Consider the following 16476-nt stretch of genomic DNA (forward strand, 5'->3'; position numbering starts at 1 on the left):
GGGTGCGCCTAGGATGACGTCAAGTGGTGGGCCGACATTCGGCGGACTCGAAGGGTGCGAATGTGATGACGGCAGGTCCCGATGAGACGGGCGAGGGCTGGGCGCCGGTCACCCGGCCGCGCACCTACGAGCTCGTGCTCGACCGGATCGAGGAGCAGATCGCCTCGGGTCGACTGAGGGTCGGCGACCGCCTACCAGCCGAACGCGAGCTGGCCGCTGCGCTCGGCGTCAGCCGCGTCGCCGTGCGCGAGGCGATCAGGGTCCTCCAGGCGATGGGCCTGATCAGCCAGGCCACCGGGTCGGGCCGCGACGCCGGCACCATCCTGACCTCGGCTCCCGCGGAAGCGCTGACCCGGCTCATCCGGCTCCACGTCCTCGTCGCCAGCGTCAACTCGAAGGACCTCGTCCGCGCGCGAATCACCCTGGAGCGCGAGTCCGCCGCCCTCGCTGCCGCCCATGCCACCGAGGACGACCTGCGACTCCTGGCCGAGGCGCTCGCCACCATGGAGGACCCGGCCAGCTCGGTCGAGCAGTTCAACGACGCCGACACGGCCTTCCACGTCGCGATCGCCCGAGCCAGTGGCAATGCGCTGGTCGCCGAGCTGACCACCGCGCTGCGCAACGCGATGCGATCGACCCTGCTCACCCGGCTCAAGGGCCGTGCCGACTATCCCGATGTGGCCGCTCGGCTGAGCGGCGAGCATCGCAAGATCTACGACGCGATCGCCGCACGCGACTCCCAGCGAGCCGCGGACGAGGTGGCCGGCCACATCGAGGGCTTCTACCCCGACCTCGGCTCGCGAGAGGGGACCGCCGCCCAGACCACGAGCCCCAGCAGGGCAACGAGAACGACGGGCTGAGCCGGGAAGGTCTCGGCGTTGTACTCATACTGGATGTCGGACACCGGCTGGCTCAGAGCCGTGATCGCCCACCCGGCGAGGAAGGCACGGGCCAAGGCGGCGGGCCGGGTGCTCGTGGCCACGGCGCCGGCGGCGAGCCACGTGACGGACCAGACGATCATGATGGCCCCCCAGGTGCTGCCGGGCCGCTCCGACAGCCAGCCGGCATAGAGCATCAGCGTCACGGATCCGACCAACGCGATTCCCAGGCCGACGAGACTGCGCCGATCTGCCAGCCCGGCCCACGCGCCGGAAACCTGCCCTGAGCGCAGCACCGACGTCAGTGTGACGAGCCCGGCCGTCACGACGAGCAGCTCTCCTGCCACGCCGATCAGCAGTCCGGTGGGGATCGACGAGGTGTCCGTGGCCAGCATCCCGAATGCGGTGAGCAGGCTGGTGGCGGCCACCAGGGCGACGCCGAGGCCGAGTCCAGCCGCAACCAGGCCGCGCGGTTGGTCCACGACGACCGCGATGGCCGCAACGATCGCTGCCATCGCAACGATGAAGAGGCCCGCCGTGGGTCCGGGGAACTGGGCCTCGGCCACGTCGCCGTACACCCACGGGGCGGTGAAGCTGGCGAGGATGAGAAGGCCGCCGAGAGCGAACGTGGCTGAGACCGGTCGCCTGGCCCGGCTCGAGAGCAACGGTGAGTCGGTGACAGACGGGGTGGACCTGGGCGGTTCGACCGCAGCTGTGGGAGCTGTCTTCGGTGGTGGGGCCACCGCGGCCGCGACCGGCGTGACGCGCCGCTCGACCAAGGCATCGGCACGAGACGTGGACTCCGTCGCTTCGCTTGGGGCCTCCTCGACGGGCGTGGGGGAGGCGATCACCGGCACGACGACCGACCCGAGTGGGCTCGTGATCGTGACCTGCCCGGCGAACGGCTCGGTCGCCGGCGCCAGGGTCACGATGACCCGACCGTCGTCCTCGACCCGCGCTTCGAGGGGCGGGTCGGCCTCCACCGAGAGCTCTCGGACCAGGGCCGGCCCGTGCACCTCCACCAGCGCGCTCTGTGGCTGCGTGCCGACGCCAGCTCCGCCGAAGTCGATGGACGCTGGTACGACGGTCATCTGCGCCGAGGAGATGGCCGCCGCAGCGTCGTCCGCGACGGACTTCGTGTCGGTGCGCACGACCTCGCGCAGCGCCTCGAGCGCCCCGAGAGCAGCGGACGGGTCGTCGTGCAGCAGGCGGTCCCGCAGCTCGCTGACAGCTCCACGCCGGAAGGTGGGGTTCGCCTCCTTCAGGGCTGCCGCGACGGCCTCGGGGATCGGCGCGGCACGCAGACGCTTGCGCCGGCTGCGCGCGATGTAGAGGTCGCCGGCCATCTCGACGTCCCGGCCCGGCGTCTGCTTCGGGTTCTCGGCGCGGACCCGGTCGAAGACGTAGTCGTAGAGCTCGTCCAGCGACACGAGCCCGTCCTCGTCGCGGTCGGCGTCACCGGTCCGCAGGCCGTCGACGACGGCCGACGTGAAGACGGACGGCTTCGCGGTCTGGTCAGCAGCCAGCGCCGTGCCCTCGAAGGCGTACTCGATCGCGCTGGACGCGCTGATCACCGCACGTCCCCTGCCTCCTCCGAGACGGCCTGCCGGGAAGCTGTCCATGACGTTCACGGGACCTGCCGCTCGCACGGCGACCCCCTCACCGAAGGCCCCGCCGTAGCAGCAGTCGAGGAAGAGCACGATGCTGCGGGCCCGCGACGTCTTCATGCACCGCTGGATGAAGTCGGCGGACACGGCCGTCGATCCGAGCCGGTCAGGGCGCGTGTTCCGGGCGGCCACGAAGAGCTCCCCGGTGTCGCTCTTGATGCCGTGGCCGGAGAAGTGGAGCAGGAGCAGGTCGTCGGGGCGGCTGTCGGCGAACGCGTCCTCGATCCGCCCCTGGACCTCGTGCGACGGCTCGTTGTGCACGACCGTCACGCTGAAGCCGCCCACCTCAGGGTCGCCGAGAACCTCGGCCAGCGCGTCGGCGTCCGCTGCCGGCGCTCTCAGCTGGCCCAGGCTGGCGTGGTCGTACGTGTCGTTGGCCACGATGAGCGCGCGCCGCTCCCCGGTCATATCGACTCCTCGATGCCGTGCCTGCTGAGGAAGGTCCGAAGCAGCTCCTGCCGCTCGGCGTCGTCCGGGTCGTCGAGGACGATGACGTCACCGTCGATCTCGAGTCGGATGGATCGCTTTGCCTGCTGCCCGCGCCTGAGCCAGTCGCGGAGGCACGCGAAGAGCGTGGGCAGTCCCCCCGAGCCGAGCACGGCGACGGACAGAGCGCTGATCTCCGCTGGCCCCAGGGCGCGGGCGCCGTCCGGTGTCGCCGCAACGGTCGAGGTCGGCGAGCCGAGGTCGAGGTGGTCGGCGTGGCGGAGCTCGTCCCGAAGCTGTCGGTGCAGCACGTCACGACGTGCGCCATCGGCCCCGACCTCATCCAATGACAGCTTGAGACTCGCGTCCATTGGTCCACCTCACGGCGGTGCACCCCCTGCACCTCAGATGCTACTCGCGGAGAGGAGACGGCAACCGGCGTTCCAGATACGCACCCGTATGCCGCTGGGCTGGGGCGCGTGGTCGTGGCGCGGTCCCAGCGGGGCCGGCGAGAGACCAGCCCAGCACGAAGTGGACCAGGGCATCTCGGTCTTTACCAAGCCCTGACCAAACCCATAGGAAACGGGTCTGGCGTCCGCGTCGGCTCTGGTGTCACACTCGAGAAGCGCGGCCCAGGACGTGACGCCGCCCACATCCGTGATAGAACTTTCACCGAACCCCTCGTCAGGATGCCCAGTGCTCCGTTACACTGGACGCAGCGAAGGGTTGGGCCCGCACGAACCGCGCCCAGCCCTTCTGCATGTGCTGGCTCGCGCTGTCCCCCTGTCTGTGCGAGCCAGCTCAAGCGGAGACGGACCCGGTGCCTCAGGCACCGGGTCCGTCTGCTTTTCTGCTGGTGGTCGGTCGCTCAGGCCTTGGGGCGGGGCGTGCTGCCGCTCGTCTCGCTCGGCAGGGTGCCGACCGAGCCGTCGATGGCATCGGAGCCCAGCGTGGAGTCCACCGCCGTCACCTCGCCCTGCATCCCCGGCACAGCACCGGTCGACTCGTCGAGCTCTTCGTCGGCCAGGGTCGAGGCGCGCTCCATCTCGGTGTCGGTGACCAGATCGTCGGAGCGGTCCTTGGCGTCGGCGACGGCCGCCTGGCCCTTGGCGGCGAGGTCGCTTGCCTTGTCCTTCGCCTTGGCCGCGGCCTCGACGACCGCGTCCTTGGCGGTCCCCACCTTCTCTGCAGCCTTGTCCTTGAGCGAGCTGCTCGTGTCGTAGCCGGTGGGCGCACCGGTCGTGCTGCCGCTCACGGGCGTGGCCCACGGGTCGTCGGCCTGCTGCCGGCGATAGGCGGCGACGGCAGCAACTGCGGCAGCACCGAGGCCGATGACGATGAGCCAGGTGCGGCGGCCACGTCGGACCGGCTTCGCGACAGCCTCGCCGCTGAGCACCCGGTAGGCGTCCCGGACGCGGTCACCGCTCACCTTGGCCGTCTCGCGTGCGTGCTGCACGCGGGGGTCCGCGGACTCTCGCATCCGCTCCTTCGCCTCGTCAGCGCCTTGCGCGAGCGCGGCCGAAGCGACGCCGATGGCCGCTCCCACCTTGGGGAGCACGGACTCGACCAAGGTCGACTGGGCGGACTCGACCTTGGGTCGGGCCCGGTCCGCGAGATCCGCCGCCACTGGAGCGGCGCGCAGCTTCGCCTCGTCAAGGGCGGTCTTGACGCGCTCGGCTGCCTCGGCGGCCACCGGTGTCGCCTGCTCGCGCATGACGGCGAGGCGCTCTCCGGCGGTGTGGCCGAGCTCGCTGGCAGTCGCTGCCGCGTGCTCCCGAGCCTCGACGACCTGCATCTTGAGTCTCTCGGATCGGGTCGGTTTCGTTCGGAACATGCAACTTCCTCCTAGGTCGTCTGGTCCTTACCCACACTCCGACTGGGTCACCAGCCTCCGGAGCTCGGGACATCGGGAGCGTCCGGCTCCAGGGGCAGGTCGTCGATGGGTTCGCCGGTCTCGTCGTAGGCGCGCTGCGGGCGCGCTGCGCCGAGGCTGACATCCGGCTCCGGTGGCCCGTCCAGGGGTGCCTCCGGGTCGACCTCCACGGAGAGCACCTCCTCGGCGACCTCCTCCTCGTCGGGAATCGTGTCGAACTCGTCGGGCCTCGCCGTGGTGGCGGCTGCCCCGGTGGCAGCTCCTGCGGCACCGGCCGCCGCTGCGCCGGCCGCGGTCCCACCCTGTGCGTGGGTGCTGCCCTCGGCGAGCTTGTCGACCCCCTTGGCCACCTGCTCCTTCGCCTTGGCGATCTTGTCGGAGTACTTTCCCTCGGTCTTCTCGTCGAGCTTGGCGCCAGCCTTGTCGAGGACCGACCCGACCTTGTCCCTGTTGTCCGCCGCGAGGTCGCCGGCCTTCTCCTTGGCCTGCTCGGCCACCTTCTTGGCCTCCTCGGCCAGATGGTCCGCCTTCTCCTTGAGGCCGAGCTCGTCCGCCTTCTGCTTGAGCTTGTCGATGAATGACATGGGCGCTCCTTCGCTCGGGGGTTCTGTCTCGATCCTTCACCCGACGCGCCGCCGGGTCCACCCCTCCTCTACCCAGCGGTACGCCTGCGTCTGAGGCAGCCTGACGGGGCGTGCGAGGATTGGGCGCATGAAGGCAACCCTGCACACCAACTACGGCGACATCGTCATCGAGCTCTTTCCCCACCATGCGCCCAAGACCGTCGAGAACTTCGTCGGCCTGGCGAAGGGCGAGAAGGAGTACAAGGACGACGCGGGCCGCACCAACCCCACACCGTTCTACGACGGGCTGGTCTTCCACCGGATCATCCCCAACTTCATGATCCAGGGTGGCTGCCCCCTCGGCCAGGGCTTCGGCGGACCGGGCTACACCTTCGACGACGAGATCCACCCCGAGAAGGACTTCACCAAGCCCTACATGCTCGCCATGGCCAACGCCGGCAAGCGGATGGGCAAGGGCACCAACGGCTCCCAGTTCTTCATCACGACGGCCCCGACCACGTGGCTGCAGGGCAAGCACACGATCTTCGGTGAGGTGGCCGACGGCCCCTCCCGCGAGGTCGTCGACAAGATCGGCACCGTCCCGACCGGCGCCAACGACAAGCCCCGTGAGGACGTCGTCATCAACTCGGTCACCATCGAGGACTGAGCCGCATTGTCCGACAGTGGAACCGGCGCCCAGCCCCCCGTCTCTCCGGGGGCTGGGCCGCAGCCGGCAGGGCCCTCCGTCTGCCCGCGCCACCCTGACCGTGAGGCCTATGTCAAGTGCCAGCGATGTGGCCGGCCGGCCTGCCCCGAGTGCCAGCGACCGGCGGCTGTCGGCATCCAGTGTGTCGACTGTGTCCGTGAGGCGGCTCGCTCGGCCCCGGCGGCGCGGACGATCTTCGGCGGCCGGGCCACCGACGGGCGGCCCCTGGTCACCCAGGGCATCATCGCCGTCTGCGTGGTGCTCTTCCTCCTCCAGTGGGCGTCACCGGCAGTCACGGACGACTTCGCGTTCCAGCCGGTCCTCGGGTGGACCGAGCCCTGGCGTTTCCTGTCCGCGATGTTCCTCCACGCCCCCCGCTCCCTGTGGCACATCGGTTTCAACATGTACGCCCTGTTCGTCCTCGGCTCCTACCTCGAGCCGATGCTCGGCCGCGCCCGGTTCGCGGTTCTCTATCTGATCAGCGGCATCGGTGGGCAGGTCGCAGTGCTCCTGCTGGCCAACAACCCGACCCTCGATGCACCCCTCACGTCCGCGCACGAGTCGTGGTTCCAGCCCGTGGTGGGTGCTTCCGGTGCCATCTTCGGGCTGTTCGGCGCCCTGATCGTCCTCAACCGGCACCTGGGCCGCTCTGCGGCGGGGATCTACGGCGTGCTCATCATCAACGGCGTGCTCGGCTTCGTCATCCCCAACATCTCGTGGCAGGCGCACCTCGGCGGCTTTTTCACCGGCCTCGCCTGCGCGGGAGCGATCGTCCTCTTCCGACGCCAGAAGGTCCGTCACCTGACCTGGCTCGCCCTGGGCGCGGTGCTCGTGCTCCTCGTCCTGATCACCTTCGGCAAGTACCTCACGGTGCCGGTCGAGATCCGCGAGCTGACCGCCTTCGGGCGCTGAGCGGACGGCGCCGGCCCCATGCATCTGGTCTGTGTCATCGGGCCACCTGCCGTGGGCAAGCGACGCCGAACAGGGTTGTCCACCGCTGTGGACAACCCTGTGGAGGAGTTACATCGCTGTCATTCGTCCCCAGCTGGGGACAAGATGTGGATAACTCCGGTCAGCGCCACCGCATGGTCATGATGAACCCGCCCATGAGGAGGGCGAACCCGATGGCGAGGTTCCACACGCCGATCGCGCTGATCGGATAGCGGTACTCGGTGATGTAGTAGGTGACGATCCACAGCAGCCCGAGGACGAGAAGCGTGATGAAGGCGGGCGCCCACCACGTCGGGTTGGGCTCGGTGGCCTTGGACCTGGGCGGCGGGGTGTACGCCGCCGTCTTGCGGTCACGACCTTTGGACTCGGGCACTGCAGGCTCCTCGGATGAGAGCGTGGGTCAGAATGGGTGTCCACAGCCTAGTTGAGAGGGTTACCGCATGGTGAGCGACGTCCGGCCGGACCGCGAGTCCGACGACGCGCCCGATCTCGCGCCGCCCGATCCCGTGCCTCTCGATGACGCGTCGACCGAACCGGCTGCTCGCCCCCGGCTCGGTTGGCGTTTCCTCGTCCCGCTCGTCACCGCCGCAGCCGGGCTGATGTTCGCGATGAGCTTCCAGGCCGCACAGGGCGACGACCTCCGAGCCGACCGTGACCTCCCGTCCCTGATCATCGAGGGCAACGCCCGCAACGAGGAGAAGGCCAAGGAGCTCGACCTGATCCAGCAGGAGGTGGACGCCCTCACCCGGGCGAGCGGCCCCAAGGACAGCCGGCTCGATGCGCTCAACCATGAGTCCGAGGAGATCGCCGGGGCGGCCGCAGCCACGCCGGTCCGTGGGCCGGCCGTGGAGGTCGTGCTCGACGACTCGAGCCTGAGGCTGGACCAGCTCCCGAGCCGCTTCACCGCCGACGACATCGTGGTGCACCAGCAGGACGTCCAAGCCGTGGTCAACGCTCTCTGGGCGTCCGGCGCCGAGGCGATGATGATCCAGGACCAGCGGGTCATCTCGACCAGCGCGGTGCGGTGTGTCGGCAACACCTTGATCCTCCAAGGACGCGTCTACGCACCGCCCTACCGGATCGAGGCGATCGGCGACGTCGACGCGTTGCTGCAGGGCCTCGACGCCGACCCGACGATCCACACCTACCTCGACTACGTGCAGGCGGTCGGACTCGGTTGGGAGGTCAACACACACCGTGAGGCCGAGTTCCCCGCCTACTCCGGGTCCGTCGACCTCGACCACGCCACCCCGATCCGCTGACCAGGAAGCCGCCATGCCAGCCGCCCCCGCCCCCGCGCCCCGCGTGCTCGTCGTCGACAACTACGACAGCTTCGTCTACACGATCGTCGGCTACCTCGAGCAGCTCGGGGCCGACTGCCGTGTCGTCCGCAACGACGCGGTCGCCGCCAGCGAGGCCGCTGACTACGACGGGGTCCTCGTCTCGCCCGGCCCGGGCACGCCCGAGGAGGCGGGTGTCTCCATGGCGATCATCGAGGAGTGCGCGCGGACGCGGACCCCGATGTTCGGAGTCTGCCTCGGTCACCAGGCCCTCGGTGTCGTCTTCGGCGCCACGGTCGACCGCGCACCAGAGCTGCTCCACGGCAAGACGTCACTTGTCCACCACGATGGCACGGGCGTGCTCCGCGGGCTGCCGTCACCGTTCACGGCGACCCGCTACCACTCGCTGACCATCGACCCGGCGACGCTCCCGGCGGATCTCGTGGCCACCGGCCACACGGACTCCGGCATCGTCATGGCGGTGCGCCACACCGAGCTGCCGCTGCACGGGGTCCAGTTCCACCCCGAGAGCGTGCTCACCGAGGGCGGGCACCGGATGCTCGCGAACTTCCTGGCCGAGTGCGGCGACGCCGGGGCGGTCGACCGCTCGATCGGCCTGAGCCCGCTCGTCACCGCAGCCGTCTGAGCGAACGATCCGGTCTCCGGTCCCTCAGCGACCTCAGCCGCCGCCGCCCCCGTTGTCCGGCGGCGCAGTGGTGCTCGTGGTCGACTCCGTCGCGGTCGGCTCCTGGGTCACCGTGGTGGTCACCGTCTCGGTCGTGGGCGGAGGCTCGGGCGCCTTCGCGACCTCGACCTTGATCTCGGTCCCGATGGCGACCTTCTCGCCCTCCTTCTCCACGGAGAGCACGGTCCCCGGCGTCTTGTCCGACTCGACGTCGACCCGCTTCGGGTTGAGCCCCGCGTTGGCGAGGGTGTTGGAGACGAGGGACCAGTCACGGCCGACCTGGTCCTCGGGGACGACGGTCTTGCCACTGCCGACCACGAGGGTGACCGTCGTGTCCTTGCCGACCTCGGTCCCGATCGGCGGGTTGGTCTCGATGACCTTGTCCTTCTTGACGTTGGGGTCGTCGCGCTCCTCGACGTCGGTGTTGGTCAGTCCGGCGGACCTGAGCGCCTTCTCCGCGGCCTCTCGGTCGAAGCCGCGCACGTCAGGGATCGTGATGCTCTCGGGCCCGGTCGACACGGTGTAGGACACGACCGTCCCCTCGGCGACCTGATCGCCGGCCGACGGGCTCTGCTCGAAGACCTTGCCCGCCTCCATCTCGTTGGAGGCCTCGCTCCTGTTTCCCTGCAGCCGGTACTGCGTGAGGGCACGCTCGACGGCTGCCTCGTCCTTCCCTCTGAGGTCAGGCACGGTCGTCATGGCGACCGGGGGTTCCTGGTTGCCGAACCACGTGGCCGCGCCCCAGCCGACGAGACCGAGGACCGCGAGGACGAGCAGGGTGATCAGGGCGGCCCGGCCGCCCCCGCCGCGCTTCTGACGGGCCTCGTCCTCGTCGTGACCGACGGCCGGCATTCCGGCGGTGTTCTCGTAGCGTTGCCGCCGTGACGTGATGACCGGGGGTTGGACGGCGGTCGGTGTCCCAGCCGCGGTGTACGGCGCGGGCATCGTCTGCGTTGCGGCTGCTCCGACCGCGACGGCTCCGAGCGCGGCAGCACTGATCGGCCGACCGAGCCGGACGTTCTCGAGGTCCTCGCGGAACGACTCGGCGTCCTGGTAGCGCGTCCGCCGGTCCTTGGCCAGGGCGTGGAGGGTCACCGCGTCGAGGTCGCCCCCGACGGTGGAGTTGTACACGCTCGGCGGCTGGGGGGTCTCGCCGACGTGCTGGTAGGCGATGGCCACCGGCGAGTCGCCCTGGAAGGGGGGACGGCCGGCCAGCAGCTCGAAGAGCAGGCATCCGGTCGAGTAGAGGTCGCTGCGCGCGTCGACCGTCTGGCCCTGGGCCTGCTCGGGCGAGAGGTACTGCGCCGTCCCCACCACGGACTGCGTCTGCGTCATCGTGGCGGCACTGTCGGCGATGGCCCGGGCGATACCGAAGTCCATCACCTTGATGTGGCCGTCGGAGGTGATCATGACGTTGGCCGGCTTGATGTCGCGGTGGACGATGCCCATCCGGTGGCTGTAGGCCAACGCGTCGAGGATGCCCTCCGTGATCCTGATGGCCTCCGCCGGGGGCAGCTGCTGGTGGGTGGTCAGCGTCTGTCGCAGCGTGTCCCCGTCGACGTACTCCATGACGATGTAGGGCAGGGTCGTGCGGGTGCCGTTGGGTCCCTCGACAAACGTGTCGTCCTCGCCGGAGTCGAAGATCGCCACGATGGCGGGGTGGTTGAGCCCAGCCGCCGACTGGGCCTCGCGCCGGAAGCGCTTGAGGAAGTTGGCGTCGCGCGCGAGGTCCGATCGCAGCATCTTGATCGCGACCTGTCGCCCGAGCCGGGTGTCGTGGCCGAGGTGGACGTCGGCCATGCCGCCGCGCCCGATAAGCTCACCGACCTCGTAGCGTCCCCCCAGGACGCGCGGTGTCGTGGTCACGGCTTCTGCCTCTCGTTCGGTCCCTGCTTCGTCACTTGTTCCCCTTTCCCCGGCCGTTGCCCTTGCCGGGGCGGGTCGGCTCCTGGGGTGGCGCGTCGGCCGTCTGGGGTGGCTTCTCGCGCGGCCCCGTCGTGGTGGAGGTGGTCGACGTCCTCGTCGGCGTCCGGGTCGTCGTCGCCGATCCCGGTTCGGTGGAGGAGACGGTCGGAGCGGTGGTCGCGGGTGGCCGGGGCGTCGCCGTCGGGTCCGCGCTGCCGATCATCGACCCGAGGGCGAAGGCGCCCCACACGAGGATGGCGACGAACGGCACCGCGAGCCAGGCCACCGAGGGCCTGCGGCGCTCTTCCGTATGCCGCTCAGCTCGCTTCCGCAGCTCGGCTCGGCTCACGGGCGGGGCCGGGTCGGCCGACTCCGGGTGGTCGCCCGGACCCGCACCGGGCACGGCGGCGGCGATGGGCAGAGTCTGCGTCGGGGACGGCTGGGCGGCCACGGCCGTCGGGGAGGGGCTCAGCGGCGTACCTCCGGCTGGTGCGAGCAGCACGTCGGCGATGGCCCGCCCGTGGGCGGGGCGCTGCGCCGGGTCCTTGACCAGGCACGCCTCGACGACGGAACGCAGGTCGTCGGGGACCGTCGGCGGCAGGGGTGGCGGCTCGTCGTTGACCTGGGCCACCGCGGTCGCGACCGGCGAGCCGCAGTCGAACGGCTTGGAGCCGGCGAGCATCTCGTGGGCGATGACGCCGAGCGAGTAGAGGTCGCTGGCCCCGGTGGCGGTCTCGCCGAGCGCCTGCTCGGGGCTGAGGTACTCGGGCGTGCCGAGCACCTCGCCGGTGATGGTGTGGCCCTTGCCCTCGCCCGCGCGGGCGATGCCGAAGTCGGTGAGCTTCGCCTGGCCGTCGGGGGTGACGAGGATGTTGGCCGGCTTGACGTCGCGGTGGACCACGCCCGAGTCGTGCGCCGCCGCGAGCGCCAGCGCCGCCTGGCCGATGATGGAGCGGACCGTGGCGGGCTCGAAACCGCGGCCCCCGGAGTCGGCGATCAGCTCCGACAGCGGCTGGCCGGGCACGAGCTCCATCACGAGGTAGGGAATGTCGTTGTCGTCGCCGTAGTCGAAGACGGCGGCGATGTTGGGGTGGTGCAGCGCGGCGCTGTGGCGGGCCTCGTCGCGGAACCGGTCCCGGAAGCCCGGGTCGCGCGACTCGCGCATCAGCTTGACGGCGACGTCGCGTCCGAGCACGTCGTCGGAGGCGGACCAGACGTCACCCATTCCCCCTGACGCGATCGGGGCAACGAGGGTGTAGCGGGCGCCGAGGACGTGGCCCGGCTGGAACGAGGCGGTCACCGGCCGATCACCGCCTCCATGACGTCCTTCGCGATCGGTGCGGCGACGGCGGCCCCACCGACCTCGTTGCCGCTGACGCCGCTCTCCTCGACAACGACGGCGACGGCCACCTGCGGGTCGTCGGCGGGGGCGAAGCTGATGAACCAGGCGTGCGGCTTCTTCTCGAGGTCGTGCTGGGCGGTGCCGGTCTTGCCGGCCACGGCGACCCCCGGGATCTGCGCCCGGCGTCCGCTGCCGTTGTCGACGACCGAGACCATCATCGTCGTGAGGATGTCAGCCGTGCGGGCCGACACGGCCTGAGAGAGCTCCTCGGGGTCGGGAGCATCCTCGATGACGTCGAGGTCGGCGGTGCGCACCGTCTGGATCAGGTAGGGCGTCATGACCCGGCCGTCGTTGGCGATCCCGGCCGCGACCATGGCCATCTGGAGGGGGGTCGTGCGGACGTCGTACTGGCCGATCGCCGACTGCGCCGCCTGCGGCTCGTTGATCTCGGCCGGCATCGTGCTCGGCGCCACGCGCATCGGGATCTGGAGCGAGTCGCCGAAGCCGAACTTGCCGGCCTGGGCGCGCAGCTGCTCGCCGCCGAGCTCGAGGCCGAGGGATGCGAAGGCCGTGTTGCAGGAGATCTCGAGGGCGTGGATCAGGGTCGTCTCGTCGCCCGGGCCGCAGGGCTGGCGCGTCTCGTTGGGCAACGGCTGGTCGGTGAGCGGCAGGTCGAGCTCGGCGGGGCCGGGGACCGTGGAGTTCTCGTCCTCGACGAGCCCCTGCTCAAGGGCGGCGGCGGCGGTGACGACCTTGAAGGTGGAGCCCGGTGGGTAGAGATCACCGGCGATGGCCCGGTTGACGAACGGCTTGGACCGGTCCGTGGAGAGCTTCTCCCAGGCCGCGGCCGCCTTGTCCAGGTCGTGGCTCGAGAGCGGGTTGGGGTCGTACTGGGGGTGGCTGACCATGGCGAGGATCGCCCCCGTCCGGGGATCGAGGGCCACCACGGCACCGCGGTTCTTGCCGAGGGCCTCCGACGCGGCCCGCTGCGCCTTGGGGTCGATGGTCAGCTCGATCGTGGCACCGGCCGTCTCGCGCCCAGTGAGCAGGTCGGTGACCCGGCGAACGAAGAGGCGGTCCGCGTCACCGGAGAGCAGGTCGTCGGCGGCGTTCTCGAGGCCGAAGGGGTTGCCGACCGAGTAGGCGTAGAAGCCGGTGACCTGGGAGTAGAGCCGGGCCTGCGGGTAGGTCCGCAACCAGCGGTACTGGTCGTCGACCTCGACGGACTTGGCGACGGCCTGGCCGCCGACGAGGATCGAGCCGCGCTCCTTGCCGTAGTTGTCGAGGAGCGTGCGCTTGTTGGCGGCCATGCTGCGCATCGACCCGGCCTGTGCGAACTGGATGACTGTCGACGCGACGAGGAGCGCCCCGAAGAGCGCGGCGATAAGCACCGACAGGCGGCGGATGGCGGTGTTCACAGTCTCACCACCTGCGTCGCCTCCGCGGCGCCGGAGTCGGCCCCGACTCCCACCGGCAGCTCGGGGACGGGTCGACGGGCCTGGTCGGAGACCCGGAGCAGCAGGGACATGATGATCCAGTTGGCCAGCAGCGACGACCCCCCGAGCGACAGGAAGGGGGTGGTCAGCCCGGTGAGCGGGATGACTCGCGTCACGCCACCGATGACGATGAACAGCTGGAACGCCACCGAGAAGGTCAGGCCGATGGCCAGCAGCTTGCCGAAGCCGTCCCGGACGCCGAGGGCGGTGCGGACGCCGCGCTCGACGAAGAGCAGGTAGAGGACGAGGATCGCGACGGACCCGACCAGCCCGAGCTCCTCGGCGAGGCTCGCGAAGATGTAGTCGCTCTCGGCGAAGGGGGTGAGCCAGGGGCGGCCCGCGCCGAGCCCGGTGCCGGTGAGCCCCCCGGCCGCCATGCCCCAGAGGCCGTGGGCGAGCTGGTTCGAGCGCTCGAGGTTGTCGGGGGAGAACGGGTCGAGCCAGAGGTCGACCCGCTTCTGGAAGTGGGAGAACGTCGCGAGGGCGAAGGCCACGGCGGCGCCGAAGAGGAGCAGGCCGATGGCGATCCACGACACCCGCTCGGTGGCGACGTAGAGCATCGCGACGAAGACACCGAAGAAGAGCAGGGCCGAGCCGAGGTCCTTCTCGAAGACGAGGATGAGAAGGGCGAGGACCCAGGCGACGAGGATCGGGCCGAGGTCGCGGCCGCGCGGGAAGGTGAAGCCGAGCACGCGCTTGCCGGCCAGGCTGAGGACGTCGCGGGTCTGGACGAGGTAGCCGGCGAAGAACACGGCCAGGGCGATCTTGGCGAACTCGCCGGGCTGGAAGCTGAACGGCCCGACGCTGATCCAGATCCGGGAGCCGTTGACCTCCCGGCCCAGGCCCGGCAGGAGCGGCAGGAGGAGCAGGATGAAGCCGAGGGCGAGCGAGACGTAGGTGTAGCGGCGCAGCAGGCGGTGGTCGCGCAGCGTCCAGATCACCGCCACGGTCAGGGCGACGGCCAACGTGGTCCAGACGATCTGCTGGTTGGCGTTGCCGTCCGCCCCGAGCCGCCCCGCCGCGAGGTCGAGCCGGTGGATCATGACCAGCCCGAGGCCGTTGAGCGCCGTCGTGATCGGCAGGAGCACGGGATCTGCGTAGGGCGCCTTCCACCGCAGCACGAGGTGGACGGCGACCGCGAGGACGACGAGGCCGCCGGCGACGGGGATGACGTTGGCCGGGACGGTGCCGTTGCGGTTGAGGTCGACGGTCACCCAGGCCAGCACGACGACCGCGATCGCCACGACGAGGAGGGCCAGCTCCACGCCGCGCCGCGTCCTCGGGACGAGGGGCTCGACCGTCGTGGTCATCGGACCACCCCGGAGGTGGGCGTGGCGCTGGGGGCAGTCGTCGCGGTCGTCGGGGTCGTCGGGGTCGGGGTCGGGGTCGTCGGGGTCGTCGGGGTCGGCGGGCTCGTCGTCGGCGGCGCCACCGGGGTGTTCCCGCACGGGATGCCCGAGGCGGCGAGGCCACGACAGCGGACCGCCTCGGCGCGGAGCCGGTCAACCTTGGCCCGGGCGTCGGCCAGGTCGGCCGCCGGGATGGTCCGGGACACCGCCCCCTGCACGTCGGCAGGCAGCTGCGCCACGACGACGTCGCTGCGCACCTCGACGCCGGAGAGGTCGATCGGCCCGATCTCACCCGCGATCCCCCGGAAGATCGCGACCTGCCCGGAGTCACTGCCGACGAAGAACTGCTCCTGGGACCAGGCCCAGGCCGCGTAGCCACCGCCCACGAGGATGCCGAGGACGACGAGCGTGCCGACAGCGCGGCGCAGCCGCTTCGACCGGCGGGAGCGGCGGGTGCTCTCGGCTAGCTCGGGCGCGTCGTCGACCTCGTCCTTGCGCCCGAGCGCCTCGCGCGACAGGGCGGCCGCCTTCTCGGCGGGTGTGGTCGGGATGGCCTTGGTCTTCTCGCGCAGGCTGCGTGCAGCCGCGCCGACGACCTGCGGAACGGTGGTGGGCAGGTCATGGCCATCCGGGTCGACGACGTCCGCCACGATGACGGTGACGTTGTCGCGGGTGTGCGCCTTGAGAGCCACCTCGACGCACCGGTCGGCCGCCTCCTCCGGCGTCCTCGCCCCGGCCAGGATCTCCTCGATGACGTCGGCGCCGACGAAGTCGGAGAGCCCGTCCGAGCAGAGCAGGAAGCGGTCGCCGACCTTCGCCTCGCGCAGGGAGGTGTCGGGATCGTCGTCGGGCTGGCCCGTCATGACGCGCGTGACCACGGAGCGCTGCGGGTGGCTGCCCGCCTCCTCCTTCGAGATCCGGCCCTCGTCGACGAGCTGCTGGACGAACGAGTGGTCCTTGGTGATCTGGCTGAACGTGCCGTCGCGCAGCATGAAGGCTCGCGAGTCGCCGATGTGCGCCATCGCGATCTTGTTGCCCGTCCGGAGCATGACGATCGTCGTCGACCCCATGCCCGCGAGATCGGAGTTCTCGCGCATCGCCTTGGTCATCTTGGCGTTGGCCGAGCGCAGCGACCGCTCGAGCAGTCGGATGGCCTGGTCCGCGCCGATGTCCTCGTCGTCGAGCGGGGCGAGCTCGCCGACGATCATCGAGCTGGCCACGTCGCCCGCGGCATGGCCACCCATCCCGTCAGCGAGGACGAGCAGGTTGGGGCCGGCGTAGCCCGAGTCCTCGTTGCGGGACTTGGGCCCCAGACCCAGGTCGGAGCGCGCGGCGTAGCGCAGGGCGATGGCCAT

The 16476-nt window shown here is 70.7% G+C and carries 15 protein-coding genes; 5 read left to right on the forward strand and 10 right to left on the reverse strand.

Annotated features, from left to right (window positions below; all coding sequences use genetic code 11):
• Positions 1 to 65: 65 nt before the first annotated feature.
• Entirely contained in the window at positions 66 to 860 is a 795-nt protein-coding gene (locus ABWV20_RS08425; RefSeq protein ID WP_353354536.1) for a FadR/GntR family transcriptional regulator, read from the forward strand.
• Here the strand turns inward: ABWV20_RS08425 and ABWV20_RS08430 are convergent.
• The 4 genes from ABWV20_RS08430 to ABWV20_RS08445 form a co-directional block, all read right to left on the reverse strand.
• The gene (locus tag ABWV20_RS08430; protein ID WP_353354538.1) at positions 782 to 2953 is read right to left on the reverse strand and encodes a caspase, EACC1-associated type; all 2172 of its coding nucleotides are present in this window, start codon (positions 2951 to 2953) and stop codon (positions 782 to 784) included. The two genes, ABWV20_RS08425 and ABWV20_RS08430, sit on opposite strands and share 79 nt — an antisense overlap.
• Positions 2950 to 3342 (reverse strand): effector-associated constant component EACC1, encoded by a 393-nt coding sequence (locus ABWV20_RS08435; protein WP_353354539.1) that lies wholly within the window; start codon positions 3340 to 3342, stop codon positions 2950 to 2952. Before ABWV20_RS08435 ends, ABWV20_RS08430 begins: the two co-directional genes overlap by 4 nt.
• 497 nt (positions 3343 to 3839) lie before the next feature.
• Positions 3840 to 4805 (reverse strand): hypothetical protein, encoded by a 966-nt coding sequence (locus ABWV20_RS08440; protein ID WP_353354540.1) that lies wholly within the window; start codon positions 4803 to 4805, stop codon positions 3840 to 3842.
• A 47-nt stretch (positions 4806 to 4852) separates the two neighbouring features.
• The gene (locus ABWV20_RS08445) at positions 4853 to 5428 is read right to left on the reverse strand and encodes an antitoxin (protein ID WP_353354541.1); all 576 of its coding nucleotides are present in this window, start codon (positions 5426 to 5428) and stop codon (positions 4853 to 4855) included.
• Positions 5429 to 5555: 127 nt separating this feature from the next.
• Here ABWV20_RS08445 and ABWV20_RS08450 point away from each other — a divergent pair, with 127 nt between their 5' ends.
• Both ABWV20_RS08450 and ABWV20_RS08455 read left to right on the forward strand, forming a co-directional pair.
• On the forward strand, positions 5556 to 6074 hold the full coding sequence (locus ABWV20_RS08450) for a peptidylprolyl isomerase (RefSeq protein WP_353354543.1): 519 nt from the start codon (positions 5556 to 5558) through the stop codon (positions 6072 to 6074).
• Between the two features lie 6 nt (positions 6075 to 6080).
• Positions 6081 to 7025, forward strand: coding sequence for a rhomboid family intramembrane serine protease (locus ABWV20_RS08455; RefSeq protein ID WP_353354545.1), 945 nt, complete (start codon positions 6081 to 6083; stop codon positions 7023 to 7025).
• A gap of 160 nt (positions 7026 to 7185) precedes the next feature.
• Here the strand turns inward: ABWV20_RS08455 and ABWV20_RS08460 are convergent, their stop codons facing one another.
• Complete coding sequence (locus tag ABWV20_RS08460) at positions 7186 to 7437, reverse strand: cell division protein CrgA (RefSeq protein ID WP_353354547.1); 252 nt, start codon at positions 7435 to 7437, stop codon at positions 7186 to 7188.
• A 67-nt stretch (positions 7438 to 7504) separates the two neighbouring features.
• On the opposite strand from ABWV20_RS08460, the gene ABWV20_RS08465 reads away from it, so the two are divergent.
• Both ABWV20_RS08465 and ABWV20_RS08470 read left to right on the forward strand, forming a co-directional pair.
• Complete coding sequence (locus ABWV20_RS08465; RefSeq protein WP_353354549.1) at positions 7505 to 8326, forward strand: DUF881 domain-containing protein; 822 nt, start codon at positions 7505 to 7507, stop codon at positions 8324 to 8326.
• A gap of 13 nt (positions 8327 to 8339) precedes the next feature.
• Positions 8340 to 8990, forward strand: coding sequence for an aminodeoxychorismate/anthranilate synthase component II (locus tag ABWV20_RS08470; RefSeq protein ID WP_353354551.1), 651 nt, complete (start codon positions 8340 to 8342; stop codon positions 8988 to 8990).
• Positions 8991 to 9023: 33 nt separating this feature from the next.
• Here ABWV20_RS08470 and pknB read toward each other — a convergent pair whose 3' ends face one another.
• The 5 genes from pknB to ABWV20_RS08495 are packed head-to-tail and all read right to left on the reverse strand — an operon-like array spanning position 9024 to position 16476.
• On the reverse strand, positions 9024 to 10895 hold the full coding sequence (pknB, locus tag ABWV20_RS08475; RefSeq protein WP_353354552.1) for a Stk1 family PASTA domain-containing Ser/Thr kinase: 1872 nt from the start codon (positions 10893 to 10895) through the stop codon (positions 9024 to 9026).
• 31 nt (positions 10896 to 10926) lie between these two features.
• Positions 10927 to 12234: a serine/threonine-protein kinase gene (locus ABWV20_RS08480; protein WP_353354553.1), complete on the reverse strand. Its 1308-nt coding sequence runs from the start codon at positions 12232 to 12234 to the stop codon at positions 10927 to 10929.
• On the reverse strand, positions 12231 to 13694 hold the full coding sequence (locus tag ABWV20_RS08485; RefSeq protein ID WP_353354554.1) for a peptidoglycan D,D-transpeptidase FtsI family protein: 1464 nt from the start codon (positions 13692 to 13694) through the stop codon (positions 12231 to 12233). Before ABWV20_RS08485 ends, ABWV20_RS08480 begins: the two co-directional genes overlap by 4 nt.
• Entirely contained in the window at positions 13691 to 15082 is a 1392-nt protein-coding gene (locus ABWV20_RS08490) for an FtsW/RodA/SpoVE family cell cycle protein (protein ID WP_353354555.1), read from the reverse strand. The genes ABWV20_RS08485 and ABWV20_RS08490 overlap by 4 nt, the downstream gene beginning before the upstream one ends.
• Positions 15079 to 16476 (reverse strand): PP2C family protein-serine/threonine phosphatase, encoded by a 1398-nt coding sequence (locus ABWV20_RS08495; protein ID WP_353354557.1) that lies wholly within the window; start codon positions 16474 to 16476, stop codon positions 15079 to 15081. The genes ABWV20_RS08490 and ABWV20_RS08495 overlap by 4 nt, the downstream gene beginning before the upstream one ends.

The sequence above is a fragment of the Intrasporangium sp. DVR genome (assembly GCF_040365325.1).
Classification (GTDB): domain Bacteria; phylum Actinomycetota; class Actinomycetes; order Actinomycetales; family Dermatophilaceae; genus Intrasporangium.

Bases quoted from the DNA above. Each gene is read 5' to 3' on its own strand.
- ABWV20_RS08425 (WP_353354536.1), top strand. From the start codon at position 66: ATGACGGCAGGTCCCGATGAGACGGGCGAGGGCTGGGCGCCGGTCACC.
- ABWV20_RS08430 (WP_353354538.1), bottom strand. From the start codon at position 2,953: ATGACCGGGGAGCGGCGCGCGCTCATCGTGGCCAACGACACGTACGAC.
- ABWV20_RS08435 (WP_353354539.1), bottom strand. From the start codon at position 3,342: ATGGACGCGAGTCTCAAGCTGTCATTGGATGAGGTCGGGGCCGATGGC.
- ABWV20_RS08440 (WP_353354540.1), bottom strand. From the start codon at position 4,805: ATGTTCCGAACGAAACCGACCCGATCCGAGAGACTCAAGATGCAGGTC.
- ABWV20_RS08445 (WP_353354541.1), bottom strand. From the start codon at position 5,428: ATGTCATTCATCGACAAGCTCAAGCAGAAGGCGGACGAGCTCGGCCTC.
- ABWV20_RS08450 (WP_353354543.1), top strand. From the start codon at position 5,556: ATGAAGGCAACCCTGCACACCAACTACGGCGACATCGTCATCGAGCTC.
- ABWV20_RS08465 (WP_353354549.1), top strand. From the start codon at position 7,505: ATGGTGAGCGACGTCCGGCCGGACCGCGAGTCCGACGACGCGCCCGAT.
- ABWV20_RS08470 (WP_353354551.1), top strand. From the start codon at position 8,340: ATGCCAGCCGCCCCCGCCCCCGCGCCCCGCGTGCTCGTCGTCGACAAC.
- ABWV20_RS08490 (WP_353354555.1), bottom strand. From the start codon at position 15,082: ATGACCACGACGGTCGAGCCCCTCGTCCCGAGGACGCGGCGCGGCGTG.
- ABWV20_RS08495 (WP_353354557.1), bottom strand. From the start codon at position 16,476: ATGGCCATCGCCCTGCGCTACGCCGCGCGCTCCGACCTGGGTCTGGGG.